The sequence below is a fragment of the Mycobacterium sp. E2989 genome (genome assembly GCF_001667595.1).
Taxonomy (GTDB): Bacteria; Actinomycetota; Actinomycetes; order Mycobacteriales; family Mycobacteriaceae; genus Mycobacterium.
Map to the genome: position 1 here is coordinate 44,404 of NZ_LZJX01000104.1, position 24,675 is coordinate 69,078.

General features: G+C 71.5%; 27 protein-coding genes. 15 read left to right on the plus strand and 12 right to left on the minus strand.

The window, feature by feature from the left end:
- The first annotated feature begins 16 nt into the window (after positions 1-16).
- Positions 17-1,369 carry an amino acid permease gene (locus tag A5680_RS17770; protein ID WP_067821642.1) on the plus strand — a complete coding sequence of 451 codons (1,353 nt, stop codon included), beginning with the start codon at positions 17-19 and terminating at the stop codon, positions 1,367-1,369.
- A 3-nt stretch (positions 1,370-1,372) separates the two neighbouring features.
- Here the strand turns inward: A5680_RS17770 and A5680_RS17775 are convergent, their stop codons facing one another.
- The gene (locus tag A5680_RS17775) at positions 1,373-1,768 is read right to left on the minus strand and encodes a nitroreductase family deazaflavin-dependent oxidoreductase (protein WP_055404936.1); all 396 of its coding nucleotides are present in this window, start codon (positions 1,766-1,768) and stop codon (positions 1,373-1,375) included.
- A gap of 73 nt (positions 1,769-1,841) precedes the next feature.
- Between A5680_RS17775 and A5680_RS17780 the strand changes: the two genes are divergently transcribed.
- From A5680_RS17780 to A5680_RS17815, 8 genes are all read left to right on the plus strand, one after another.
- On the plus strand, positions 1,842-2,186 hold the full coding sequence (locus A5680_RS17780; RefSeq protein ID WP_055404935.1) for a hypothetical protein: 345 nt from the start codon (positions 1,842-1,844) through the stop codon (positions 2,184-2,186).
- 57 nt (positions 2,187-2,243) lie between these two features.
- The gene (gene hemL / locus A5680_RS17785) at positions 2,244-3,575 is read left to right on the plus strand and encodes a glutamate-1-semialdehyde 2,1-aminomutase (RefSeq protein ID WP_067821645.1); all 1,332 of its coding nucleotides are present in this window, start codon (positions 2,244-2,246) and stop codon (positions 3,573-3,575) included.
- Positions 3,575-4,183: a histidine phosphatase family protein gene (locus tag A5680_RS17790; protein ID WP_055404933.1), complete on the plus strand. Its 609-nt coding sequence runs from the start codon at positions 3,575-3,577 to the stop codon at positions 4,181-4,183. The genes hemL and A5680_RS17790 overlap by 1 nt, the downstream gene beginning before the upstream one ends.
- Positions 4,184-4,185: 2 nt before the next feature.
- Complete coding sequence (locus A5680_RS17795; protein WP_055404932.1) at positions 4,186-4,776, plus strand: TlpA disulfide reductase family protein; 591 nt, start codon at positions 4,186-4,188, stop codon at positions 4,774-4,776.
- Positions 4,773-5,552: a cytochrome c biogenesis CcdA family protein gene (locus A5680_RS17800; protein WP_067821647.1), complete on the plus strand. Its 780-nt coding sequence runs from the start codon at positions 4,773-4,775 to the stop codon at positions 5,550-5,552. The genes A5680_RS17795 and A5680_RS17800 overlap by 4 nt, the downstream gene beginning before the upstream one ends.
- Before the next feature lie 59 nt (positions 5,553-5,611).
- On the plus strand, positions 5,612-7,189 hold the full coding sequence (locus A5680_RS17805; protein ID WP_055404930.1) for a cytochrome c biogenesis protein ResB: 1,578 nt from the start codon (positions 5,612-5,614) through the stop codon (positions 7,187-7,189).
- Positions 7,186-8,163 carry a c-type cytochrome biogenesis protein CcsB gene (ccsB, locus tag A5680_RS17810; protein WP_067821650.1) on the plus strand — a complete coding sequence of 326 codons (978 nt, stop codon included), beginning with the start codon at positions 7,186-7,188 and terminating at the stop codon, positions 8,161-8,163. The genes A5680_RS17805 and ccsB overlap by 4 nt, the downstream gene beginning before the upstream one ends.
- A gap of 64 nt (positions 8,164-8,227) precedes the next feature.
- Positions 8,228-9,496: a MinD/ParA family protein gene (locus A5680_RS17815; RefSeq protein WP_369808557.1), complete on the plus strand. Its 1,269-nt coding sequence runs from the start codon at positions 8,228-8,230 to the stop codon at positions 9,494-9,496.
- 8 nt (positions 9,497-9,504) lie between these two features.
- On the opposite strand, the gene A5680_RS25845 is transcribed toward A5680_RS17815, so the two are convergent.
- A complete protein-coding gene (locus A5680_RS25845; RefSeq protein WP_156349684.1) occupies positions 9,505-9,657 on the minus strand; it encodes a hypothetical protein in 153 nt (50 codons plus the stop codon).
- Positions 9,658-9,703: 46 nt separating this feature from the next.
- Here A5680_RS25845 and A5680_RS17820 point away from each other — a divergent pair, with 46 nt between their 5' ends.
- Positions 9,704-10,066, plus strand: coding sequence for a DUF4229 domain-containing protein (locus A5680_RS17820; protein ID WP_055404928.1), 363 nt, complete (start codon positions 9,704-9,706; stop codon positions 10,064-10,066).
- On the opposite strand, the gene fabH is transcribed toward A5680_RS17820, so the two are convergent.
- The gene (fabH, locus tag A5680_RS17825; protein ID WP_055404927.1) at positions 10,060-11,067 is read right to left on the minus strand and encodes a beta-ketoacyl-ACP synthase III; all 1,008 of its coding nucleotides are present in this window, start codon (positions 11,065-11,067) and stop codon (positions 10,060-10,062) included. The two genes, A5680_RS17820 and fabH, sit on opposite strands and share 7 nt — an antisense overlap.
- A gap of 100 nt (positions 11,068-11,167) precedes the next feature.
- The gene (locus tag A5680_RS17830) at positions 11,168-12,040 is read right to left on the minus strand and encodes a 1,4-dihydroxy-2-naphthoate polyprenyltransferase (RefSeq protein ID WP_067821653.1); all 873 of its coding nucleotides are present in this window, start codon (positions 12,038-12,040) and stop codon (positions 11,168-11,170) included.
- Positions 12,041-12,114: 74 nt separating this feature from the next.
- On the opposite strand from A5680_RS17830, the gene A5680_RS17835 reads away from it, so the two are divergent.
- Together A5680_RS17835 and A5680_RS17840 are read left to right on the plus strand one after the other, a co-directional pair.
- Entirely contained in the window at positions 12,115-12,891 is a 777-nt protein-coding gene (locus A5680_RS17835; RefSeq protein ID WP_055404925.1) for an S-methyl-5'-thioadenosine phosphorylase, read from the plus strand.
- Entirely contained in the window at positions 12,888-13,919 is a 1,032-nt protein-coding gene (locus A5680_RS17840) for an NAD(P)-dependent oxidoreductase (protein ID WP_067821656.1), read from the plus strand. Before A5680_RS17835 ends, A5680_RS17840 begins: the two co-directional genes overlap by 4 nt.
- 10 nt (positions 13,920-13,929) lie before the next feature.
- On the opposite strand, the gene A5680_RS17845 is transcribed toward A5680_RS17840, so the two are convergent.
- Complete coding sequence (locus A5680_RS17845; protein ID WP_067821659.1) at positions 13,930-15,570, minus strand: hypothetical protein; 1,641 nt, start codon at positions 15,568-15,570, stop codon at positions 13,930-13,932.
- Positions 15,571-15,760: 190 nt separating this feature from the next.
- Between A5680_RS17845 and A5680_RS25850 the strand changes: the two genes are divergently transcribed.
- Genes A5680_RS25850 through A5680_RS17860 form a run of 3 tightly spaced genes read left to right on the plus strand, consistent with a single transcriptional unit; the run spans position 15,761 to position 18,685 of the window.
- On the plus strand, positions 15,761-17,368 hold the full coding sequence (locus A5680_RS25850; RefSeq protein WP_067821662.1) for a hypothetical protein: 1,608 nt from the start codon (positions 15,761-15,763) through the stop codon (positions 17,366-17,368).
- Positions 17,369-17,375: 7 nt separating this feature from the next.
- Positions 17,376-18,029 carry a glycosyltransferase family 2 protein gene (locus A5680_RS17855; protein WP_055403150.1) on the plus strand — a complete coding sequence of 218 codons (654 nt, stop codon included), beginning with the start codon at positions 17,376-17,378 and terminating at the stop codon, positions 18,027-18,029.
- Positions 18,026-18,685 (plus strand): DUF2064 domain-containing protein, encoded by a 660-nt coding sequence (locus A5680_RS17860; protein WP_067821665.1) that lies wholly within the window; start codon positions 18,026-18,028, stop codon positions 18,683-18,685. Before A5680_RS17855 ends, A5680_RS17860 begins: the two co-directional genes overlap by 4 nt.
- Before the next feature lie 114 nt (positions 18,686-18,799).
- On the opposite strand, the gene A5680_RS17865 is transcribed toward A5680_RS17860, so the two are convergent.
- From A5680_RS17865 to A5680_RS17895, 7 genes are all read right to left on the minus strand, one after another.
- On the minus strand, positions 18,800-20,152 hold the full coding sequence (locus tag A5680_RS17865; RefSeq protein ID WP_067821668.1) for a hypothetical protein: 1,353 nt from the start codon (positions 20,150-20,152) through the stop codon (positions 18,800-18,802).
- An 11-nt stretch (positions 20,153-20,163) separates the two neighbouring features.
- The gene (menE, locus tag A5680_RS17870) at positions 20,164-21,255 is read right to left on the minus strand and encodes an o-succinylbenzoate--CoA ligase (protein WP_231977652.1); all 1,092 of its coding nucleotides are present in this window, start codon (positions 21,253-21,255) and stop codon (positions 20,164-20,166) included.
- 59 nt (positions 21,256-21,314) lie between these two features.
- The gene (locus A5680_RS17875; RefSeq protein WP_067821674.1) at positions 21,315-21,617 is read right to left on the minus strand and encodes a DUF3349 domain-containing protein; all 303 of its coding nucleotides are present in this window, start codon (positions 21,615-21,617) and stop codon (positions 21,315-21,317) included.
- 56 nt (positions 21,618-21,673) lie between these two features.
- Positions 21,674-21,973: a hypothetical protein gene (locus tag A5680_RS17880; RefSeq protein ID WP_067821677.1), complete on the minus strand. Its 300-nt coding sequence runs from the start codon at positions 21,971-21,973 to the stop codon at positions 21,674-21,676.
- Positions 21,973-23,214 (minus strand): inorganic phosphate transporter, encoded by a 1,242-nt coding sequence (locus A5680_RS17885; protein ID WP_055403144.1) that lies wholly within the window; start codon positions 23,212-23,214, stop codon positions 21,973-21,975. Before A5680_RS17885 ends, A5680_RS17880 begins: the two co-directional genes overlap by 1 nt.
- 97 nt (positions 23,215-23,311) lie before the next feature.
- Positions 23,312-23,719: a VOC family protein gene (locus tag A5680_RS17890; RefSeq protein WP_055403143.1), complete on the minus strand. Its 408-nt coding sequence runs from the start codon at positions 23,717-23,719 to the stop codon at positions 23,312-23,314.
- Positions 23,720-23,748: 29 nt separating this feature from the next.
- A complete protein-coding gene (locus A5680_RS17895) occupies positions 23,749-24,645 on the minus strand; it encodes an SDR family oxidoreductase (protein ID WP_067821680.1) in 897 nt (298 codons plus the stop codon).
- Between the last annotated feature and the right edge of the window lie 30 nt (positions 24,646-24,675).

Here is a 24,675-nt window from a genome sequence, read left to right on the forward strand (position 1 = left end):
GCCCACACCGTCATCGATGGCCGGCACTGGACAACTGCGCCAAGGACTGTCGCAGCGTCAGCTCAGCATGATCGCGCTCGGCGGTGTCATCGGTGCCGGGTTGTTCGTCGGTTCCGGTGTGGTGATCAAAGACACCGGCCCCGCGGCGTTTCTGACGTACGCGCTGTGCGGTCTGCTGATCGTTTTGGTGATGCGCATGCTGGGCGAGATGGCGGCCGCGAACCCGTCGACCGGATCCTTCGCGGACTACGCGGGCAAGGCCCTGGGCGGCTGGGCGGGGTTCTCGGTGGCCTGGCTGTACTGGTACTTCTGGGTGATCGTGGTCGGCTTCGAAGCGGTCGCCGGCGGCAAGGTGCTCAACTACTGGTTTCACGCCCCGCTGTGGTTGCTGTCGCTGGGCCTGATGGTCTTGATGACCGCCACCAACCTGTTCTCGGTGTCCTCCTTCGGTGAATTCGAATTCTGGTTCGCCGGAATCAAAGTCGCGACCATCGTGATTTTTCTCGCGGTGGGCACGGCGTTCGTCCTGGGACTGGTGCCGGGCCACGCCGGCGGACTGGACAACCTCACCGCTCACGGCGGGTTCTTCCCCAAGGGCGTCGGGGCGGTCTTCGCCGCCATCGTGGTGGTGATCTTCTCCATGGTCGGCGCCGAGATCGTCACGGTGGCCGCCGCCGAAAGCCGGGATCCCGAACTCGCGGTTCAAAAGGCGACCCGATCGGTGGTGGCGCGCATCGGTGTCTTCTTCGTCGGTTCGGTGTTCCTGTTGGTGGTGATATTGCCCTGGGACTCCGTGGAACTCGGTTCCTCCCCGTATGTGGCCGCCCTCAATTACCTGGGGCTGCGCGGCGCCGATCAGGTGATGAACGCGGTGGTGCTCACCGCGGTGCTGTCCTGCCTGAACTCGGGCCTCTATACCGCATCGCGCATGCTGTTCGTGCTCGCCGACCGGGGGGAGGCGCCGACGCGGCTGGTGCAGCTGAGCGGGCGAGGCGTTCCGCACATCGCCATCCTGTGCTCGTCGGCCGTCGGGTTCGGCTGCGTCGTCATGGCGCGCGTCGCGCCCAACACCGTGTTCCTCTTCCTGCTCAACTCCTCGGGCGCCGTGATCCTGTTCGTCTACTGGCTGATTGCGTTGTCGCAGATCGTCCTACGCCGCCGCACCCCAACCGACAAGTTGCGGGTGAAGATGTGGTTCTTCCCGGTGTTGTCGGTCCTCACCCTGGCCGGGATCACCGCGGTGCTGGTGCAGATGGCGTTCGACCGCTCGGCCCGCAGCCAACTCTGGCTGAGCCTGCTGTCGTGGGGCGTGGTGATCGGGGTGTACTTCGTGGCCCGCAGGCGCGGTCGGATTCCCGCCGAGGATTGAGGCTCACTCGGTCGTGGTCAGCAGCACCGCGTCCTCGAACGGCAGCCTCGCGAAAACCGCTCGCGCTCGGGGCTTTACGTGCCCCGCCGCCTCGGCCTTGGTGACCACCTGCGGATTGGCGATGCCGAAGCTCTTGCCGTTGCGGCGCATCCGGCCGCCGCCCGCGGCCTTCAGGTTCTTCAGCCAGTCGCGGTCCGGGCCGTAGGTCAACAAGATCGCCACCCCGGGCTTGCCGTCGACGTCGGCGCTGAACACGTTCACCGGAGTGCGGTAGGCCTTGCCCGAGCGGCGGCCGACGTGTTCGACGATCCCGAACGGCGGCAACCAGCCGGCCCACAGCCGCTGGATCGGATTGGTGACGTGACGGTTGAACCGGGCGAGCCCCTGCGGCATCTGCATACCGCCATCCAACTCGCCCGCGCCGTCCGGCGGCAACCAAACTTTTCGCGGCGAACGGGTCTAGTGTCTGAACATGGGCGACTCGCCGGGTAACGACGCGGCCCAGCGCGCCGCGGAGCTCAAGCGCAGGGGTGAAGCCCTGGCCGCCCGGAAACCCATCACCCCGCAAGACGTCGAGCGCGCGACCGACCGCGCCCAGCACGCCCAGGAGCGGGACCACGAGGCGCACCGCCGCGACCGGGACGGCCACTACCAGGCCGCCGTCGCGCACGAACGCGCCGCCGAGGTGCATGAGCGGGCGGTCGAGGAGGGCCTAGGGGACGTCGAGGCGCACCGGCGGGCGGCGGAGAAAGAGCGCGACGCCGCCCGCCATCATTTCCAGGCCGCCCAGCAAGCCGACCCGCGAAGCGACGCCTGACCCGTCCTGCTACACCCTGTAGTTGTATCGATCGCGGCAGCTGGGACACTGGTCGTCATGGGAAGCAGTGACCAGGCGACCGCGCACGCCGCGACGACGGCGGCGTCGGCCCGGCTGTTCGCCGACGCCTGCGCGGTCATCCCCGGCGGGGTGAACTCCCCGGTGCGGGCGTTCACCGCGGTGGGCGGGACCCCGCGCTTCATCACCGAGGCCAACGGGTACTGGCTCACCGACGCCGACGGCAATCGCTACGTCGACCTGGTCTGCTCGTGGGGCCCGATGATCCTGGGACACGCGCACCCCGCCGTCGTCGACGCCGTCACCCGGGCCGCGGCGTCCGGCCTGTCGTTCGGCGCCCCCACCCCGGCCGAGAGCGAGCTGGCCGGCGAGATCATCGGACGGGTGCCGCCCGTCGAGCGGATCCGGCTGGTCAACTCCGGCACCGAGGCCACGATGAGCGCGATCCGGCTGGCCCGCGGCTTCACCGGCAGACCCAAGATCGTCAAGTTCTCCGGCTGCTATCACGGCCACGCCGACGCGCTGCTCGCCGACGCGGGGTCCGGGGTGGCGACGCTGGGCCTACCGTCCTCGCCCGGGGTCACCGGAGCGGCGGCGGCCGACACGATCGTGTTGCCCTACAACGACATTGACGCCGTGCGGCACACCTTCACCGAGCTCGGCGACCAGATCGCCGCGGTGATCACCGAAGCCAGCCCCGGCAACATGGGCGTCGTCCCGCCCGCGAACGGCTACAACGCCGCGCTGCGCGCGATCACCGCCGAGCAAGGGGCGCTGCTGATCGTCGACGAGGTGATGACCGGTTTCCGGGTCAGCCGAAGCGGTTGGTACGGAATCGATCCCGTCGACGCCGACCTGTTCACCTTCGGCAAGGTGATGAGCGGCGGCCTGCCGGCCGCCGCGTTCGGCGGGCGCGCCGAGATGATGGAACGGCTGGCGCCGCTGGGGCCGGTCTATCAGGCCGGCACGTTGTCCGGTAACCCGGTCGCCGTGGCCGCCGGCCTGGCGACGCTGCGCGCCGCCGACGACGCAGTCTACGCCGCGCTGGACACCAACGCCGACCGGCTGGCCGCCCTGCTCACCGAGGCGTTGACGAATGCCGGTGTGGCGCATCAGCTTTCGCGGGCCGGCAACATGCTCAGCGTGTTCTTCACCGACACGCCAGTGACGGACTTCGCGTCCGCGCGCGCCAGCCAGACCTGGCGGTACCCGTCGTTCTTCCACGCCCTGCTCGACGCGGGCGTCTACCCGCCGTGTAGCGCCTTCGAAGCTTGGTTCGTCTCGGCGGCGCTGGACGACGCGGCGTTCGACCGGATCGCCGAAGCCCTGCCGGCCGCGGCCCGCGCGGCCGCCGGAAAGGACAAGCCCTGATGGCCGAGCAGACCCGGGTGCACGTGGTGCGCCACGGCGAGGTGTACAACCCCAGCGGCGTCCTCTACGGCCGGCTGCCGGGGTTCCACCTGTCCGACAAGGGCAGGGCGCAGGCGGCCGCGGTCGCCGACGCGCTGGCGGGCCGCGACGTCGCCGCCGTGATCGCCTCCCCGCTGCAACGGGCCCAGGAGACCGCCGAGCCCATCGCCGCCAAACACGGCGTCGCCATCGACACCGATCCGGACCTGATCGAATCGGCGAACTTCTTCGAGGGCCGCCGCGTCGGCCCGGGCGACGGCGCCTGGCGCGACCCGCGGTTCTGGTGGCAGCTGCGCAACCCGTTCCGGCCGTCGTGGGGCGAACCGTACGCGGAGATCGCCGCGCGCATGACGACCGCGGCGGACAAGGCGCGCGCCCGCGCCGCCGGCCGCGAGGTGGTGTGCGTCAGCCATCAACTGCCGGTGTGGACGCTGCGGCTGCACGTGACCGGCCAGCGGCTTTGGCACGACCCGCGGCGGCGGGAGTGCGGGCTGTGCTCGATCACCACGCTGGTGTACGAGGGCGACCGGCTGGTCGACGTCGAATACCAGGAACCGGCGGGCTCGTAATCATGCGGCGGCTGGCGGTGGCCGGGGCGGCGGTGGCCGCCCTGGTGGCGGGCTGCTCTTCCGGTCACGACGCGGTGGCCCAGGGCGGCACCTTCGAATTTGTCTCCCCGGGCGGGAAGACCGACATCTACTACAACCCGCCGTCCGCGCGCGGCCGCCCCGGCCCGCTGTCGGGGCCCGATCTGGCCGACCCCGCCCACCCGTTGTCCCTGGACGACCCGATCTTCGCCGGCCGGGTCGTCGTCATCAACGTCTGGGGGCAGTGGTGCGGGCCCTGCCGGGCCGAGGTCGCCCAGCTGCAACAGGTGTACGACGCGACCCGCGACGCCGGGGTGTCGTTCCTGGGCATCGACGTGCGCGACAGTAACCGGCAGGCGGCGCTCGACTTCGTCAACGACCGCCACGTGACCTACCCGTCCATCTACGACCCGGCGATGCGGACCCTGATCGCGTTCGGCGGCAAATACCCCACCACCGTCATCCCGTCCACGCTGGTGCTGGACCGCCAGCACCGGGTCGCGGCGGTGTTTCTGCGCGAACTGCTGGCCGCCGACCTGCAGCCCGTGGTCCAGAAGCTGGCCCAAGAGCGATGACCGGTTTCACCCAGATCGCCGCCGCCGGCCCACTCCTGGTGGCGCTCGGAGCGTGCCTGCTGGCGGGGCTGGTGTCGTTCGCCTCGCCCTGCGTGGTGCCGCTGGTGCCCGGCTATCTGTCCTACCTGGCCGCCGTCGTCGGGGTGGACGAGCAGCCGCCGCCCGGCGCCGTCAAGGCCCCACCCTCGGCGCGGTGGCGGGTCGCGGGCTCGGCGGCGCTGTTCGTCGCGGGCTTCACCGCGGTGTTCGTGCTGGGCACCGTCGCCGTCCTGGGCATGACCACCACGCTGATCACCAACCAGCTGCTGCTGCAGCGGGTCGGCGGCGTGCTGACGATCGTCATGGGGCTGGTGTTCGTCGGCCTCATCCCCGCCCTGCAACGCCAGGCCCGGTTCAGCCCGCGGCAGCTGACGACCGTCGCCGGGGCGCCGCTGCTGGGCGCGGTGTTCGCGCTGGGCTGGACGCCGTGCCTGGGGCCCACGCTGGCCGGCGTGATCACGGTGGCCTCGGCCACCGACGGCGCGAGCGTGGCCCGCGGGATCGTCCTGGTGATCGCGTACTGCCTGGGCCTGGGCATCCCGTTCGTGCTGCTGGCCTTCGGCTCGGCGGGCGCGGTGGGGGCGCTGGGCTGGTTGCGCCGCCACACCCGGGGCATCCAGATCTTCGGCGGCGCGCTGCTGATCGCCGTCGGCGCCCTGCTGGTCACCGGGGTGTGGAACGACTTCGTCTCCTGGCTGCGCGACTCGTTCGTGTCCGACGTGAGGCTGCCGATTTGAGCCGGGCGATCGCTGGCCTCGTTTCCAAGGGGCGCAACACCTGGCGGGCGTTGACGTCCATGGGCACCGCGCTGGTGCTGCTGTTCCTGCTCGCGCTCGGCGCGATACCCGGGGCGCTGCTGCCGCAGCGCAGCCTCAACGCCGGCAAGGTCGACGACTACCTCAAGGCGCACCCCGTGATCGGCCCGTGGCTGGATCGGCTGCAGGCGTTCAGCGTGTTCTCCAGTTTCTGGTTCACCGCCATCTACGTCCTGTTGTTCGTCTCGCTGGTCGGCTGCCTGACCCCGCGGATGATCGAGCACGCCCGCAGCCTGCGCGCCACCCCGGTGGCCGCGCCGCGCAACCTCGCCCGGCTGCCCAAGCACGCCGGCGCCGAGCTCTCCGCCGACGCCGCGGACCTCAACGCCCTGGCCAACAGGATCACCCGGCGGCTACGCGGCTGGCGCACGGCCATCCGGCACGAAGGCGAGGTCGTCGAGGTGTCCGCCGAGAGGGGCTATCTGCGCGAGTTCGGCAACATCGTCTTCCACTTCTCGTTGCTGGGCCTGCTGGTCGCGGTGGCCGTCGGCAAGCTGTTCGGCTACGAGGGCAACGTCATCGTCATCGCCGACTCCGGCCCGGGCTTCTGCTCGGCCTCGCCGGCCGCGTTTGACTCCTTCCGCGCCGGCAACACCGTCGACGGCACATCGCTGAACCCGATCTGCATCCGGGTCAACGACTTTGCCGCGCACTACCTGCCGTCGGGGCAGGCCACCTCGTTCGCCGCCGACATCGACTACCAGGCCGGCCGCGACGTGGCGGCCAACAACTGGCGGCCCTACCTGTTGGAGGTCAACCACCCGCTGCGGGTCGGCGGCGACCGGGTGTACCTGCAGGGCCACGGGTACGCGCCCACCTTCACCGTGCGGTTCCCGGACGGGCAGACGCGCACGTCGACCGTGCAGTGGCGGCCCGACAATCCGCAGACCCTGCTCTCCTCCGGAGTGGCGCGCATCGACCCGCCCGCCGGCACCTACCCCAACGCCGCCGAGCGCCGCCAGCACGAGATCGCGATCCAGGGCCTGCTGGCGCCCACCGAGCAGCTCGACGGCACGCTGTTGTCGTCGAGTTTCCCGGCCCTCAACGCCCCGGCGGTGGCCGTCGACATCTACCGCGGGGACACCGGCCTGGACACCGGGCGGCCCCAATCGCTGTTCACGCTCGATCCGCGGCTGATCCAGCAGGGCCGGCTGACCAAGGAGAAGCGCGTCAACCTGCGGGCCGGCCAGGAGGTGCGCATCGACCAAGGCCCGGCCGCCGGCACCGTCGTCCGCTTCGACGGCGCCGTGCCGTTCGTCAACCTGCAGGTCTCCCACGACCCCGGGCAGGCCTGGGTGCTCGTCTTCGCCATCACGATGATGGCCGGCCTGCTGGTGTCGCTGCTGGTGCGCCGCCGCCGGGTGTGGGCCAGGCTCACCCCCGGGGCCGGTACCGTGAACGTCGAACTGGGCGGGCTGGCGCGCACCGACAACTCCGGGTGGGGCGACGAGTTCGAGCGGTTGACCGAGCGGGTGCTGACCGGTCTGGGCGAGCCCTATGTGGCGCCCTCAGCCGAGCCCCCCGCGTCCAGAAGGAGTTCTCAGGTGGACGTCAAATGAACACGCTGCACGTCAACATCGGCCTGGCGCGCTACTCCGACTGGGCGTTCACCTCGGCCGTGGTGGCTCTCGTCATCGCGCTGCTGCTCCTGGCCTACGAGCTGGCGTACGCCGGCGGCCGCCGCGTCGACCGGCGCGAGCGCGTCCACGCCGGCGCGGTCGCCTCGGACAGCGTCACCCCCGGCGTCGTCGAGGAGGCGCCCCGGCGTCCGTTGGACGAACGTGTCGGGCGGGCCGGGTTGGCCGTCGTCTACCTCGGCATCGGGCTGCTGTTGGCCTGCATCGTGCTGCGCGGCCTGGCCACGCTGCGCGTGCCGTGGGGCAACATGTACGAGTTCATCAATTTGACCTGCATGTGCGGGCTGCTCGCCGGGGCTTTCGTGTTGCGCCGCCCGCAGTACCGACCGCTGTGGGTCTTCCTGTTGGTGCCGGTGCTGATCCTGCTCACGGTGTCCGGGCGCTGGCTGTACACCAACGCCGCGCCGGTGATGCCCGCGCTGCAGTCCTATTGGCTGCCCATCCACGTGTCGGTGGTGAGCCTGGGCTCCGGGGTGTTCATGGTCGCCGGCATCGCGAGCATCCTGTTCCTGTTGCGCACGTCGCGCCTGGGCGAACCGGGCGCCGAGGGGGCGCTGGCCCGGATCGTGCGGCGCTTCCCCGACGCGCAGACGCTGGACCGGGTCGCCTACCGGACCACGATCTTCGCCTTCCCGGTGTTCGGTTTCGGCGTCATTTTCGGCGCGATCTGGGCCGAGGAGGCCTGGGGCCGGTACTGGGGCTGGGATCCCAAGGAGACGGTGTCCTTCGTCGCGTGGGTGATCTACGCCGCCTACCTGCACGCCAGGTCGACGGCGGGATGGCGGGACAGGAAGGCGGCCTGGATCAACGTCGCGGGGTTCGTGGCCATGGTCTTCAATCTGTTCTTCGTTAACCTGGTGACCGTGGGCCTGCATTCGTATGCGGGCGTGGGGTGACCGCCAGCAACCGACCCAAGTGAAACGAGGGGGAGTGCACGTGTCCGACCAACCATCCACGGGCGTGGGGGCGCCCGATCAGCCGACGACGCAACTGCCTCCGCAGGGGACCGAGGGCGCGCCGGCCGGCGCCGACGAGTCAGCGGCCGACGGCGGCGAAGCGCCCACCCGCGCCTTCGCCGGGTTCCGCACCGAACGCCGGGTCCCCGGTCCCGAGCGCCGCGACGCCCCGCCGCCCGCCGCGCCCAGGCCCGCAGGGATGCCGCCGTGGGACGCCACCCCGGTGACCGGCATCCCGCGGGTCGACCCGACGGTGTACGGCGCCTACTACGCCCCGCCCGCCGACGCGCCGCCCGCCCAGGTCCCGCCGCGGCCCGAGCCGCTGCCGCACACGCCGTACCCGGAGCTGTCCACCGGCATGTTGCTGCGGCCCGTCAAGCCGCCGCCGTCGGAGGGCTGGCGCCGGCTGCTCTACGAACTGTCCGGCCACCTGATCAACCTCGGGGAGAGCCCGCGGGCCGCCCGTTACAACAACCTGGTGGCACAGGTGAACCGGCCGCTGCGGGGCTGCTACCGGATCGCCATGGTGTCGCTCAAGGGCGGCGTCGGCAAGACCACGATCGCCGCGACGATGGGCGCCACCTTCGCCACCATCCGCGGCGACCGGGTGGTCGCGGTCGACGCCAACCCCGACCGCGGCACGCTGAGCCAGAAGATCCCGCTGGAGACGGCGGCGACGGTGCGCCAGCTGCTGCACGACGCCGGGACCATCGAGCGCTACAGCGACGTCCGCCGCTACACCTCGAAGGGCCCCAGTGGCCTGGAGGTGCTGGCCTCGGAAACCGACCCGGCCATTTCGGAGGCGTTCAGCGCCGAGGACTACACCCGGGTCTTGGACATCCTGGAGCGGTTCTACGGCCTGGTGCTCACCGACTGCGGGCCGGGGCTGCTGCACTCGGTGATGGCCTCGGTGCTCGAGAAGGCCGACGTTCTCGTCGTCGTCAGCTCGGGGTCCATCGACGGGGCGCGCAGCGCGTCGGCGACGCTGGACTGGCTGGACGCGCACGGCCACGAGGAGATGGTCCGCAACTCGGTCGCGGTCATCAACGCGGTGCGCCCGCGGACGGGCAAGGTCGACATGAACAAGGTGGTCGAGCACTTCTCGCGGCGCTGCCGCGCCGTCCAGGTGGTGCCGTTCGACCCGCATCTGGAGGAGGGCGCCGAGATCGACTTGGACCGGCTGAAGCGGTCGACCCGCGAGGCGCTCACCGAGCTGGCGGCCATCGTCGCCGACGGCTTCCCGGGCGACCAGCGCAACCCCGGGGTCGCGTAGCGCGAGGGCTACTTGTCGCCGTGACCTAACCGCCGCAAGAACTCTGGATCGTCGTCCGGCCCGATGACGCGCGTCTTCGCCCGGTGGGTCTGCGACCGCGCCGTCCGCCAGCCAACGTAGATCAGCGTCCCCAAAATCAGGACGAGCAGCAGGTAGAGCACTTAACACCTCCTTTGCCGAATATACCCGCGCCGTAGGCTCTCCCTTGTGTCAGAAGGAGCCAACGACAACAACACTGGCGATCCGGGGCGCGGGACGCCGGGCGCCGGGCGACGGGCGGCCGCGGACGTGTTGCTCTACGCCGGGGCGCGGCTGGTCTTGGCGGTGGTGCTGGCCGCCGCGATCTACGGGGCGGCGCGGCTGATGGGGGTCAGCCAGTTCCCGATCGTGGTCGCCGCGTTGTTCGCTCTGATCATCGCCATGCCCCTGGGCATCTGGCTGTTCGGGCCGCTGCGCCGGCGCGCCACCGCGTCGCTGGCGATCGCCGGTGAGCGCCGGCGCCGGGAACGCGCGCAACTGCGGGCGCGGCTGCACGGCGACGCGGTGGCCGACGACGCGAAGGATCAGTAGTTGGGCATTCGCACGACCTGGGCGGCGTAGCTGAGGCCGGCGCCGTAACCGATCAGCAGGGCCAGGTCGCCCGGGTTGGCCGCCCCGGTTGCCAGCAGTTCGGCCATCGCCAGCGGGATGGAAGCCGCCGAGGTGTTCCCGGTGTGTTCGATGTCGTTGGCGACGACGGCGTCCGGCCGCAGGTCCAGGCTCTTGGCGAGCACCTCGTTGATTCGGCTGTTGGCCTGGTGCGGCACGAACACGTCGATCTCGTCGGGCCGCACACCCGCCGCGTCCATCGCCTGCCGGCCGACCTTGCCCATCTCGAAGGCCGCCCAGCGGAACACCGCGCTTCCCTCCAGCCGCAGGAAGGGGCGGGGGCCGGTCGGCTCGTCCATGTAGTCGATCCAGTCGATGTCCTGCCGGATCGCCAGCGCCTGTTCGCCGTCGCTTCCCCACACTGTCGGGCCGATGCCCTGATCGGGCGTCTCGCCCACCACCACGCCCGCCGCGCCGTCGGCGAAGATGAAGCAGTTGGTGCGGTCTTGCATGTCGACGGTGGGGGACAGCTTCTCCGAACCGAGGACCAGCACCTTGGCGGCGGTGCCGCCGCGGATCATGTCGGCCGCGACACCGAGCGCGTAGCCGAAGCCGGCGCATCCGGCCGAGACGTCGAACGCGGGCACGCCGGTGGCGCCCAGCGCCGCGGCGACCGCCGGGGCGCACGCCGGGGTCTGCAGGAAGTGCGTGCTGGTCGCCACGATCACGCAGTCGATGTCCGACGGCGTCAGCGCGGCGGTCGCGATCGCCTGCCGACCCGCCTCGGTGGCCATCGACGCGGCGGATTCGTCGCGCGCGGCGAAGCGCCGCGTCTTGATCCCGGTCCGGGAGAAGATCCACTCGTCGGACGACTCGATGTTCTCGCATATCTCGTCGTTGGTGACCACCCGCTCGGGGCGGTACGCCCCGACGCTGAGCAATCCGATGTTCGTCGGTCCACTGGTCGCGGCGATCTGCGTCATTGCTGTCCCCGATCGGTGTTGGCTTGGTGGGCGTCTATGGCCGTCAGTCGCGACGCCGGTCCCTCATTGTTATCCCATCGCCCGCCGCGCGCACGGCCGATCAGCCGGCCAGCCCCAAAGCGGCGGCCACCGCGATCGCCCACACGACCATGGCCAGGCCGGTATCGCGCAGGACCGGAATCAGCTCCGGGCCGCCGCGCCCCGAGCGCACCGGCCGGGCCGCGCGCAGCGCCAGCGGCGTGGCCACGAATCCCACGGCGCACCACGGCGTGGCCGCCATCAGCACCAGCGTCAGCACGCCCGCGGTCGCCAGCAGCGCCTGGTACAGCACGCGGGTGCGGCCATCGCCCAGCCGCACCGCGAGCGTGATCTTGCCCGACTGAGCGTCGGTGGGGATGTCGCGCAGGTTGTTGGCCACCAGCACCGAGGACGACAGCGCCCCGATCGCCACCGCCAGCGCCAGCCCCACCCAGTCGACCCGCAAGGCCTGGGTGTACTCGGTGCCGAGCACGGCGACCAGGCCGAAGAACACGAACACGGCGACTTCGCCGAAACCGGCGTAGCCGTAGGGCTTCGAGCCGCCCGTGTACAGCCAGGCGCCGGCGATGCACACCGCGCCCACCGCGATCAGCCACGGCGCGCTGACGAGCGCGAGGGCCAGGCCGGCGGCCGCCCCGACGGTCAGGCTCGCCCCCGCGGCGGTGAGCACCGCGCGCGGGGTGGCCAGCCGCGAGCCCACCAGGCGCATGGGGCCGGCGCGGTCGTCGTCGGTGCCACGAATGCCGTCCGAATAGTCGTTGGCGTAGTTGACCCCGACGGTCAGCGCCACCGCGACGGCCAGCGCCAGCAGCGCCTTCCACCACACGGCGGATCCCAGCCACGCCGCCGCGCCGGTGCCCGCCGCCACCGGCGCCACCGCGTTGGGGAGCGTCCGCGGCCGCGCGCCGGAGATCCACTGCCCGAAATTGGCCACGCACGCATCCTGCCAGGAGCCGCGCGCGGCCCCGCACCCGCGATCGGGCCGGGGGCATGCACCACAATGGGCGGATGCTCGGAGTCATCGGCGGCAGCGGCTTTTACACGTTCTTCGACTCCGGCACCCGCACCATCGAGGTCGACACCCCCTACGGCCCGCCCAGCGCCCCGGTGACGATCGGCGCCGCCGGCGGGCACGAGGTCGCCTTCCTGCCCCGGCACGGGGCCAGCCACGAGTTCTCGGCGCACACCGTGCCCTACCGGGCCAACATGTGGGCGCTGCGCAAGCTCGGGGTGCGACGGATATTCGGCCCGTGCGCCGTCGGCAGCCTCAAACCGGAGAACGGTCCCGGCGCCGTCGTGGTGCCCGACCAGTTGGTCGATCGCACCCGAGGCCGGCCGGACACCTACTTCGACTCCGGCGGCATCCACGTCGACTTCGCCGACCCGTACTGCCCCACCCTGCGCGCCGCCGTCACCGGGCTGCCCGGGGTGGTCGACGGCGGCACCATGGTGGTGATCCAGGGGCCCCGCTTCTCCACGCGCGCCGAAAGCCAGTGGTTCGCCTCGGCGGGGTTCTCGTTGGTCAATATGACCGGCTATCCGGAGGCGGTGCTCGCCCGGGAACTCGAAATGTGCTATGCGACAATCGCTTTGGTCACCGACCTGGATGCCGGGGTGGCGCCGGGTGAGCGTGTGACCGCCGTCGAGGTGTTCGCCGAATTCGAGAAGAACATCGGGGGATTCAAGGAGCTGGTGCGCGACGCGATCGGCCGGGTAGACAGCGAACGCAATTGCACCCACTGCCTGCCGCACACCGGCGTCACCCTGCCCGTCGAGTTGCCATGAGGGTGTTGCTCACCGGTGCCGCCGGTTTCATCGGGTCGCGGGTGGACGCGGCGCTGCGGGCCGCGGGCCACGACGTGGTCGGCGTCGACGCGTTGCTGCCCGCGGCGCACGGCCCGAATCCGGTGCTGCCGCAGGGATGTCACCGCGTCGACGTCCGCGACGCCGACGCCCTGGCACCCCTGCTCGACGGCGTGGACCTGGTCTGTCATCAGGCGGCGATGGTGGGCGCGGGCATGGACGCCGCCGACGCCCCCGCCTACGGCGGCCACAACGACTACGCCACGACGGTGCTGCTGGCGCAGATGTTCGCCGCCGGGGTGGGCCGCCTGGTGCTGGCGTCGTCGATGGTCGTTTACGGGCAGGGCCGCTACCACTGCGAGCGGCACGGGCAGGTCGACCCGCTGCCGCGAGGGCGCGCCGACCTGGACGCCGGCATCTTCGAACACCGCTGCCCGGTCGGCGGCGAGGAACTGCAGTGGCGGCTTGTCGACGAGGACGCCGCGCTGCGGCCGCGCAGCCTGTACGCCGCCGGCAAGACCGCGCAGGAGCACTACGCGCTGGCGTGGTCGGAGTCGACCGGCGGCTCCGTGGTGGCGTTGCGCTACCACAACGTCTACGGCCCCGGGATGCCCCGCGACACCCCGTACTCCGGGGTGGCGGCGATCTTCCGCTCATCCCTGGAAAAGGGGGACGCGCCAAGGGTTTTCGAGGACGGCGGGCAGATGCGCGACTTCGTCCATGTCGACGACGTGGCCGCGGCCAACCTTGCGGCCGCGGCGTCGACGCTGGGGGGATTCACCGCGGTCAACGTCTGTTCGGGGCGGCCCGTGTCGATCCTGCGGGTGGCCTCGGCGCTGTGCGAGGCCCGCGGCGGTGGGCTCGCGCCGGTGATCACGGGCCAGTACCGCAGCGGCGACGTGCGGCACATCGTCGCCGACCCGTCCCGGGCGGCGGAGGTGTTGGGCTTTCGCGCGACCGTCGACCCGGCCGAGGGCCTGCGCGACTTCGCGTTCGCGCCGCTGCGCTGAGCGCAGCGCCTTAAGCCTGCGGCGGCCGATAGATCTTCGGTTTCTGCAGGGGGATCTGTCGCGTCGCGGAGTCGTCGCCGCGGAAGAGCCGGGGGCCGGTGCTGATCCGGGTGGTGGCGGCGGCCGACGGCGGGGCGGCGTGGCCCACCGGGACGCGCGCCCTGGGCTCGGCGCGCGCGGCCGGGGCGGCCGGCCTACGGGCGGCGCGGCGGCGCGCGCGGCGGCCGCGCAGCTGCCCGGTGACGATGGCGGCCCCCAGGATGCACAGGGCCAGGCCGCACAGCGCCACGTCGAAGGTGCTGGTGATCTGCTGGGCGAGGTTGTTGCCGTAAACCGGGTGCTGCGCGGGCGAATTGGGTGAATCCGCGAACCGGGGCGCCAGCACCACACCGACCACGACGCGGGCGACGCTCAGCGTGGTGACCAGCCCGCACAGCGACGAGATCAGTCGGGCGGAGCGGGTGGCGTCGGCCAGGTTGATCCGCAGCCAGATTGCGAGAAGCGCGGTAGCCAGGTCGAATCCGGCCAGCACCACGCTGTCGTACCGGGAGAACGGGTAATCCAGGCTCACGGCGACGAAGAGGTCGGTCAGCCGCATCAGCATCGAGCCCAGCCCCCATACGGCTATGAGCAGCAAGCCGTTTCGGGCCGCGGCCCGCCAGGAGGTCTCCTCGGCGCGGATCGTGTTGCGGTGACCGAACAGGGTTCGCGGCGCGAAGATCGCCGCCGCCGCGGCCCACGCCAGGTAGCCCTCGAACCCCACCCCGGCGGTCGAGGTGTTCTGCGCGATGCCGTGGAACGCGTCGACGTCGCGGCCGATCGGCAGGACCCACACCAGGACCCCCGCGACCAGCGTCGAGGCGCCGAGCGCGACCGTGGCCAGCCGGGCCGCCCTGGTGCCGCGCAGCAACCACCGGGAGGCGACCAGCACGGCGACCAAGGCGACCACGCCGTACACCACGGCCGTGACGATGACGTCGATGTTCTGCTTGCCGAAGTCGCCGGAGGTTTGCAGCGCGTAGCGCACCCGCCAGTACAGGTTGAAGCCGAAGCTGAGCACCGCCAACGCCATCGACGCGTAACCGATGAGACGGGCGGACCTCAGCCAGGCGGTGTGTTCGTCGCCCTCGGGAACCGGTCCCGAGCGGGCGCCGGCGGTTACGGCTTGCGCGCTCAGCAGGGAGCCGGCGATGCCCACCCACGCCCCGGGCCCCACGCCGCCCGGCACGTTCACCGTGCCGCCGAAGCGGACGGTCTCGAAGGCGTCGAATCCGACGAACGCCAGCACCAGCAGCGCGTAGGGGACATTGAGCGCCAGCCGCAGCCGGCCCGTCGTCGCCGGGTTGAACCGGGCGCCGGACGACCGCCACGAACCGGCCGCCGCGACGGCGATGAGGGACAGCGCGGTGACCCCGATCAACACCGCGAACAGGGCGCCGCTGCTGCCAGGAATCCCGACGCCGAAGTACAGATTCCACGGCAGGAAGACGGCGGCGACGAGCAGCGCGGCGGCGGTCAGGTCGCTGACGGCGTGCCAGCGCCGCGTCGAATCACCGGCCGGCTCGGCGGGCGGCCTGGGGATGCGAGTGGTTTGCTGGGCCTGCTCCCGGATGGGGCCGGTAGGGGCGTCGTCGCTGCTCTGGCTCACCATGCCCCCCGGGAATCAAGGACGGACGCCGTGGCAGATTCCCCTGCGACCGTCCTGTCGTTGGAGAAGCTGGTTACGCTGCGGTAGAGGCAAACGTTGTTCGCCCGAATAACGGATACTGCCAACGGTATCGCAAGTGTAATGATGCGGGGACATTGCTGACCGTGGGGTGGCCAGCCGAAGGAGAACCGGGATGGACGTCGTGTTGGGGGTCGCGGTCACGGGCCCGGTTGCCCGCTTGGCGCTCGTCGGGCCGGGCGCGGACGTGATCGACCAATCCGTCGTCGACCTCGAGGAGAACCCGGTCGGGAAACTCGCCGAGACGGTGGTCGGCACCAATCGGCTGCTGGCCGACGAGAATCACCGGCTGGTGGGCACCCGGGTGTGCTGGAGCGACGAGCCGCGGGCCGGCCAGCTGCGCCAAGCCCTGGAAGATTCCGGCGTCTCGAACGTCGCGGTGCTCTCGGAGTCGCAGGCGGTGACCGCGCTGATGCGCGCGGCCGGCCGGCCGGGCGCCGCGCTGGTGATCACCGACGCGACGGCGACGCTGTCGGTGCCGGCGCCCGCCGATGACCAGAACGCCCCGCCGACCGTGCTGGCCAGGGAGCCACTCGCGGGCGACGCGACCGCGACGTTCAACACGATGATGGCCCAACTCAGCGGCCGGCCGGACGCGCCGGGTGAGGTGTACCTGGTGGGCGCATCCCCGGAGCTGGCCCGGGCGGCCGAGGGGTTCCACGACGCGTCGACCATGCGGGTGCAGGTCGCCGACGACCCCGAGTTCGCCCTGGCCCGTGGCGCGGCCATCGTCGCGGCGCAGGCGCTGTCGGCCGGCGACGCCACCGCCATGGCGCCGGCCGTGGGGCTCGCCGGCGACGAGACCGCGATCTCCCCGGTGCGGGCCACCGGCGACGAGACGACGGTGGTGCCCCCGCCGAACGCGGAGGAACCCCAGCTGGCGTATTCGATGGCCGACGAGCCCGAGCCGTTCGCGGGCGACGAATACGACCCCGAATACGACGACCACGACGACTACGACGAGACCGAGGCCATCCCCACGCGGCTGAGCCGCCGGTCGCTGCTGGTCGGCAACGCCGTGATCGCCTTCGCGGTCATCGGTTTCGCGTCGCTGGCCGCCGCGGTGGCGATCGCGGTCCGTCCCACCGCGAGCCAACAGCCGGTGGTCGGCCACCAGAACGCCGCTCCGGGCAAGTTCATGCCGCTGTTGCCGACGCAGCAGCAGGCGCCGGTGCCACCGCCGCCGGTCGACCAGCCCAACGCCGGCTTCCAGGGCGGCGTCATCCCGGACGCCAACGGTCTCCTGCCCGCGCAGGGCACCTCGCCGGGCGGCGCCGGGCCGGCCGTCCCCGTCGCGCCGGTGTCGCCGGGCACCCCGGGTTTCGTTCCTAACCCGAATCCCGTTGTGCCACTGCCGATTCCGATCATCATTCCCTACCCCCCGTACAACCCGCCGACGATCACCACCACGACGCCGACGACCACGACCACCACGACCACCACGACGACCACCACCACGACCACTCCCTCGGGGCCGTCCACCACCACGCCAACCACCACGACGGAAACCAGCTCGACGCCGACGACCACGACGACGACACCGCCGCACGTGACGACGACGACGCCACCGACGGCGACCAAGACCCCGTTGACCGAGACCCAAACGCCGACGACCGCGGCGCCGCCCCCCAGCACGCAGCACCAGTCGACGGTTGCGCCGCCGCACACGCAGACCCAGCAGACGCTCGTCCCGCAGGAACCACGCACCCGCCACGGGTTCTGAGCCGTCCATGCCCGACGCCGTCACCGTGGTGCTGCCCTGCCTGAACGAAGAGGAGTCGCTGCCCGCCGTGCTGGCGGCCATCCCCGATGGCTACCGGGCGCTGGTCGTCGACAACGACTGCACCGACGACACCGCCGCGGTCGCGCGGCGGCACGGCGCCCGAGTCGTCGCCGAGCCCCGCCCCGGGTACGGCGCCGCGGTGCACGCGGGCGTGGTGGCCGCGAGCACGCCGATCGTGGCGGTGATCGACGCCGACGGCTCGATGGACGCCGGCGACCTGCCGCGGTTGGTCGCCGCGCTCGAGCAGGGCGCCGATCTGGTGATCGGGCGGCGCCGGCCGGTGGCGGGGCTGCACTGGCCGTGGGTGGCGCGGGTGGGCACCGTGGTGATGAGCTGGCGGCTGCGCACCCGGCACGGCTTGCCGGTGCACGACATCGCGCCCATGCGGGTGGCCCGGCGTGAGGCGCTGCTGAATCTCGGTGTCGCCGACCGGCGTTCGGGCTACCCGTTGGAGCTCTTGGTGCGCGCCGCGGCCGCCGGCTGGCGGGTGGTCGAACTCGACGTCAGCTACGGCCCCCGCACCGGCGGCAAGTCCAAGGTCAGCGGCTCGCTGCGGGGGAGCGTCACGGCGATCCTCGACTTCTGGAAGGTGATCTCGTGACGCTGCCGGTGACGCTGCTGGTGGTCGCCAAGGCGCCCGAGCCGGGCCGGGCCAAGACGCGGCTCGCGGCGACGGTCGGGGACCTCGTCGCCGCCGAGATCGCCGCCGCCGCACTGCTGGACACGCTGGACGCGGTCGCCGCCACGCCGGCGGCCAACCGGGTGGTAGCCATGACCGGTGACCTGGACGGCGCCGCCGGCGCCGACGAGATCCGGCGACGGTTGCGGTCCTTCACGGTGATCCCGCAGCGCGGCGACGACTTCGCCGACCGGCTCGCCAACGCCCACGCCGACGCGGCCGACGGCTACCCGGTGGTGCAGATCGGGATGGACACCCCGCAGGTGACCGCCGACATGCTGGCCGACTGTGCGCGCTGGCTGCGCGAGGCGCCGGCCGTGCTCGGGCCGGCCGTCGACGGCGGCTGGTGGGTGCTCGGTTTACGCGACCCCGCGGCGGCCGAATGCCTGCGCACCGTCCCGATGTCGCAGACCGACACCGGGTTGCTGACGTATCGGGCGTTGCACGACATGGGAATCGAGCCCTACGCGGCGCCGCGGCTGGCCGACTTCGACGTCGTCGACGACGTGGCCGCGGTGCGTGACGCGTGCGGGCCGGCCAGTCGCTTCGCGGAGGCCACCCGCGCCGCCGGCCTGTAACCCGTGGGCGTTTCGGATCGCGTGTGCGCTGAGGGTCTTGCGAGTGAATCGTGGGCGGTGAAATCGAAAAATGGCACCGTCAGTTCACACGCAATGCCGCCGGCGCACGCCGGATCACCAGTTGGTGACGATGAGCGTGTTGAGCAACACGGCGCCGGCGGCGTTGAGCGCCAACCACACTCGGTGTGATCGGACGGGCAGCAGCGCGGGGGCGGCGGTGAGCCAGACGGTGAAGGGCAGCCAGATCCGCTCCACCTCGGCCTTGCTCAGCATGCTCAGGTCCGCCAAGACGATCGCGGCCAGCATGGCCAGCAACACCAGGTGAAACCCCGAGCGGCGACGGATGGCCGCCATGTCGAACACCCGGCTGACCCCGGCGACGCCGCCCAAACCGATCGCGCACACCACCGAGGCCAGGTTGGCCCAGCCCCAGTACGGAAACGGGCGGTCCTTGGCGATGCCCTGCCAATAGCGTTGCTGCACAAGGGTGTAGCCGTCGAACCAGTAGAACCCCGCGACCGCGAAGGCCGACGCCACCGCCACCGCGGCCAGCGCCGCCGGGCCGAGCGCCCGCAGCGCCGCCCGCCAGTCGGCGGCCGAGGCCAGCACCGCCAGCGCCGGCAGCCCCATCAACATCAGGCCGTAATTGCAGAACACGCCCCAGCCCAGCAGCAGACCCGCGGCCGCGGCCGTCAAGGCGGGGAAGCGAACCGGCCGGTGCACCGCCACCGCCAACAGCGCGAGGCCCCAGGCCGCCACCCCGGCGAAGTAGCCGTCCGCGGAGACGGCGACCCAGATCGCCGTCGGCGCCACCGCCACGAACGGCGCGGCCAGCCGCGCGGTCCGCTCGTCGGCCAGCGCGCGCACCGCGATCAGCACCGCGGCCGCCGCGCTGGACCCCGCGAGCAGGCACAGCAGCCCCGCCCAGGCGCCGCCGTGCAGGCCGATCCGGTCCAGCCACACGAACGTCAGCAGCGCGCCGGGCGGGTGACCCGAGACGTGCGTGGTCCAGGAGTTCGGTTGGTAGTCGACGATCCGGCTCGCGAACGTGCGCACGGTGGCCGGGATGTCGGTGATGCCCGGCACGGCTGACAGGTACTCGTCGCGGGTGGTCAGCCGGCCGGCGAAGCCGCGCTGCCAACCGTCGATCATCGCCAGCGCGAAGGCCCAACCGCAGGCGGTGGCCCAGCTGACAAAGGTCAACAGGCGCCACGAAAGACGTTGTGCCAGAATCGATCCCCACCACACGGCGGCGACCGCGATGGCGATCGCGGGCCCGGTGCCCCAGCTGGCGTGGATTTCCCAGGCGCCGAAGATCGGGGCCGCCCCGGTGTGCGTGCCGAACCGCTCCTGACCGACGTCGGTGCGCGGCCGCACGCCCCAATGCAGCCGCGGCAACACGAACGCCGCGAACACCAACAGCGCCGCCGCCGCGACGGCCGGTAACTCGCGACGTGCCACCCTCACGACCGAACAGCCTATTGATTCCCCGGGCCGGCGAACCGGCGCACCAACGCCGCCCGGTCGACCTTGCCGATGCCGCGCCGCGGTAGCGCTTCGACGACGTGCACCTCGCGCGGGGCGGCCGTGGGGTCCAGGGTGCGCGCCACGTGGGCGCGCAACACTTCCAGCGTCGGCGCCGAGTGCCCCTGGGCCACCACGATCGCGGCGACCACCCGCTGGCCGAGCCGGTCGTCGGCGACGCCGAAGACGGCGCACTCCCCGACGGCGGGGTGGGTGTCGAGCGCGGCCTCGACCAGTGGGGGCAGCACGGTCAGCCCGCCCGTGCTGATCGCGTCGTCGGCGCGTCCGGTGACGGTCAGCACGCCCGCCGCGTCCACGACGCCGAGGTCGTCGGTGCGGAACCAGCCCGGCTCGGCGAACGGGTCGGGATCCACCGGGTTGCGATAGCCCTTGGCCAGGGTCGCGCCGCCGAGCGCGATGCGCCCGTCGGGCGCCACCCGGACCCGCACGCCGTCCAGCGCAACCCCGTCGTACACGCAGCCGCCCGCGGTCTCGCTCATCCCGTAGGTGCGCACCACCCGGATGCCGGCCGTCGCCGCGGCGTCGAGCACGCGGTGCGGGGCCGGGCCGCCGCCCAGCAACACCGCGTCCAGTTCGGCGAGCGCGGCCGCGGCCGCCGGGTCGGCCAGCGCCTTGGCCAACTGCGCGGCCACCAGCGACGCGTAGCGCCGCCCAGGTGCCAATCGCCTTGTCGCAGCGGGCAATTCGGCAGTGTCGAAGCCTTCGGAGATGTCCAGCTCAGCGGGCGTCGAGCCGGCCAGCGCGCTGCGGATCAACACCTGCAACCCGGCGATGTGGTACGGCGGCAGCGCCAGCAGCCAGCTGCCCGGGCCACCGAGGCGGTCATGGGTGGCCGTCGCGCTGGCGGTCAACGCGCCCGCCGTCAGCAGGGCTCCCTTGGGCGCTCCGGTGGTGCCCGACGTCGTCGCCACCAGGGCCACGTCGTCGTCGATGTCTTCCCCGACCCGCAGGCCCGCCCGCAACGCGTCGGAACCGGGGGCGAGGGCCACCAGCGCGGGGTCGCGCCCGTCCAAAACCCGTTCCAGGGCGGGTAACAGCGACGAGACGGCCGAGCCCGGCGGGACGGTGAGCGCGCGCAGTACGGCTATGCGGGGTCCTCGACCTCGTCCGCGTCGTCGAACGGCCAGCCCTGGGCGGCCAGCCGCACCCGTACCCGCTCGACGTCCTCGGGCGAGGGCAGGTTGTCGGTGATCTGGGTGATCAGCACCCCGATGTCGACGTCGTCGAACTCACCCCGTTGGATCAGCTCGCAGGCGACGGCCTTGACCTCGTCGTTGGACAACCGGCGGGCGAGCAGCGCGAGCACCGGGAAGGTGTCCGTCGCCGGGACGCCCTCCGGATATCCCGCGCGCAGCCACGAGACAATTGAATTGAGAAATCCGTTCACGCTGGTACAGCTCCCCCCGGTGTCCGGCTCGGTAACTCGGTGGGCATCAATCGATGCTACTTGGGTTTGGCCCCGAGGAAAGCGACGCCGGTGTGATGCGCGATGAAGTCCCGTGAGATGTACGCCAGGGCGAAGGCGATCACCACGATCACCACCGCGTAGATCGCCCACGCGAGCGCCAGCAGCAGCGGGTTCTTCTGCGCCGAGTCGCCGTCGGTGCCGGCCTGTCCGGCGCCCACCGCGTGGAATCGGAGCCCCAGGGCGAACAGCCCCGGCAGTGCGGCCCCGGCCAGCATCGAGAAGACCAGGATCTTGAGGGAAGCCTGGTAGTTGAACCAGTCGCCGAAGTGACTCATCAAGCGTTCGCCTTCATCGTCGGGTCATCGGAGTCGTAGCGGCCGGACGAGCCGCTGCCATTGGTCGGATGCACGTCCGAGGGCGGCCGGTGCTCCGCGGAGTCCTCCAGCCCGGCCGTCAGGTCGCCCTTCCATTCGGCGTTGACGTTGTTGTGGTCGACCTTGACCTTGCGCGACCGGATGTAAATGGTGGCGGAGACCGCGATCAGCAGCGCGAAGCCGACGATGGCGCCGGGGTAGCCGCCGATCAGGTGCACGATCCAGTAGGTGACCGCGCCCACCAGCCCCGCCAGCGGCAGCGTCACCAGCCAGGCGACGCCCATACGGCCGGCGACGCCCCAGCGGACCTCACCGCCGGGCTTGCCCAGCCCGCTGCCCAGCACCGAACCCGTGCAGACCTGGGTGGTCGACAGGGCGTAGCCGAAGTGGGCGGACAGCAGAATCACCGCGGCCGAAGACGATTCGGCGGCCATGCCCTGCGGCGACTGGATTTCCACCAGACCCTTGCCCAGGGTGCGGATGATGCGCCAGCCGCCCAGATAGGTGCCCAGCGCCATCGACACCGCGCAGCCGACGATGACCCACAGCGGGGGCATGGCGGCGTTCTTGCTGACCGAGCCGTAGGACATCAGCGCCAGGAAGATGATGCCCATCGTCTTCTGGGCGTCGTTGGTGCCGTGTGCCAGCGAGACCAGCGACGCCGAGCCCCACTGGCCGTACCGGAAGCCGGCCTCGGTGCGCTTGGCCGAGATGTTGCGGGTGATCCGGTAGACCAGCCAGGTCGCCACGGCCCCGACCACGATGGCCAGGATCGCCGACACGACGGCCGGGATGATCGCCTTGGACACCACGCCCTTCCAGATCACCCCGTGCGCGCCGACGGCCGCGATGGTGGCGCCGACGATGCCGCCGATCAGGGCGTGCGAAGAACTCGAGGGGATGCCCAGCAGCCAGGTCAGCAGGTTCCACACGATGCCGCCGACCAGGCCGGCGAAGACCAGCTCCAGCGTCACGATGTGCCCGTCGATCAAACCCTTGGCGATCGTGGCGGCGACGGCGGTGGACATGAACGCGCCCACGAGATTGAGCACCGCGGACAGCGCGACGGCCGCCTTGGGCTTGAGCGCACCGCTGGCGATGGAGGTCGCCATCGCGTTGCCGGTGTCGTGGAAGCCGTTCGTGAAATCGAAAGCCAGTGCCGTGATTACGACAATGATCAGAAGGAACAATTGGATGTTCACAGCGCCCGATTCTGGTGGTAGGGGGATTCCATTGTCGAATGCAGCGGGACCGTAATCGCGGGTGTATCTAGACTCGTCGCCAGATGTTACCTCTCAGTTAACCGGACTTTCCCCGTCGTTCACCCCGGGTGTCGCGGCGCAACGGGTGGTCGGGCGGGATCTGCACGAAGATCAGCGTGATGCCGTCGGGGTCGGTGACGTGCATTTCGAACAGGCCCCACGGTTCTTGGCGCGCCTCGCGGGCGATCTCGACGCCGCGGCTTTGCAGCTCGGCCTGGGTGGCTTCGATGTCGCGGACCTGGAGCCACAAAGCGCCGGGGAAGGGGCCCCGCGAGTGATCCGGGGAGCCGTAGCCGGCCAGCTCCAGCAGCGACTGGCCGGCGAAAAACACTGTGCCCGCGCCGTATTCACGGGCGATCGCCAGGCCAATCCGGTCCCGGTAGAAGGCCAGCGACTGCTCGTAGTCCGCCGGTCGAAGCAGCATCCGGCTGGCCAGGATCTCCATGACCTCGTGTCTATCACGTTGGTCTGGGCTCAGTCGCCTTCCGCGCGATTCGGCTGAATCCGCTGCCGCTGCATGAGCGTGTTGACCAAGCGGGGGCCGAACGTGTCCAGCGCCTTGGCGGCGATCGCCATCCGCGGGGCGATCCGCACGGGCCGGGTGCGGGCGGCGGTCAGCATCCACTCGGCGGCCTCTTCCGACGTCAGCGCCGGCATGCCCTCGTAGGCCTTCGTCGGCGCGATCATCGGCGTGGCCACCAGCGGGTAGTACAGCGTCGTCGAATGCACGCCCCTGGGCCCCCACTCGGTCTCCACGACGCGGCTCACCGCCGACAGCGCCGCCTTCGACGCGTTGTAGACCGCGAACAGCGGCGACGCCTCGGACAGCACGCCCCACGTCGATACGTTGATGACGTGGCCGTCGCCGCGCTCGAGCATCCCGGGGGCCAGCCCGCGGATCAGCCGCAGCGGCGCGTAGTAGTTGAGCACCATGGTCCGCTCGACGTCGTGCCAGCGATCCAGCGACTCGGCCAGCGGCCGGCGGATCGAGCGGCCGGCGTTGTTGATCAGGATGTCCACCCCGCCGAGTCGCTCCTGAACGTCGGCGACCAGCGCGTCGACGGCGTCCATGTCCGAGACGTCGCACGGCATCGACAGCGCGGTGCCACCCGCCGCGGCGATCCGGTCCGCGAGCGCGTCCAGCAGGTCTTTGCGGCGCGCGCTGACGGCCACGGTCGCGCCCGCGCGGGCCAGCAGTTCGGCCCCGGCCTCGCCGATGCCCGACGACGCCCCGGTCAGCAGGATCCGCTTGCCCCGCAGGTCGACCGGCTTGATCGCGGGCCGGTTGACCAGCACCTGCGGGGCCATCGGGGGGCGCATGGTGGCCAGGACGAGCTGGTCTTTGAACCTGCTGAGGGGACTCTTGCTCACGGGGGGAGTCTAGGGCGGCCTACCGAGCCC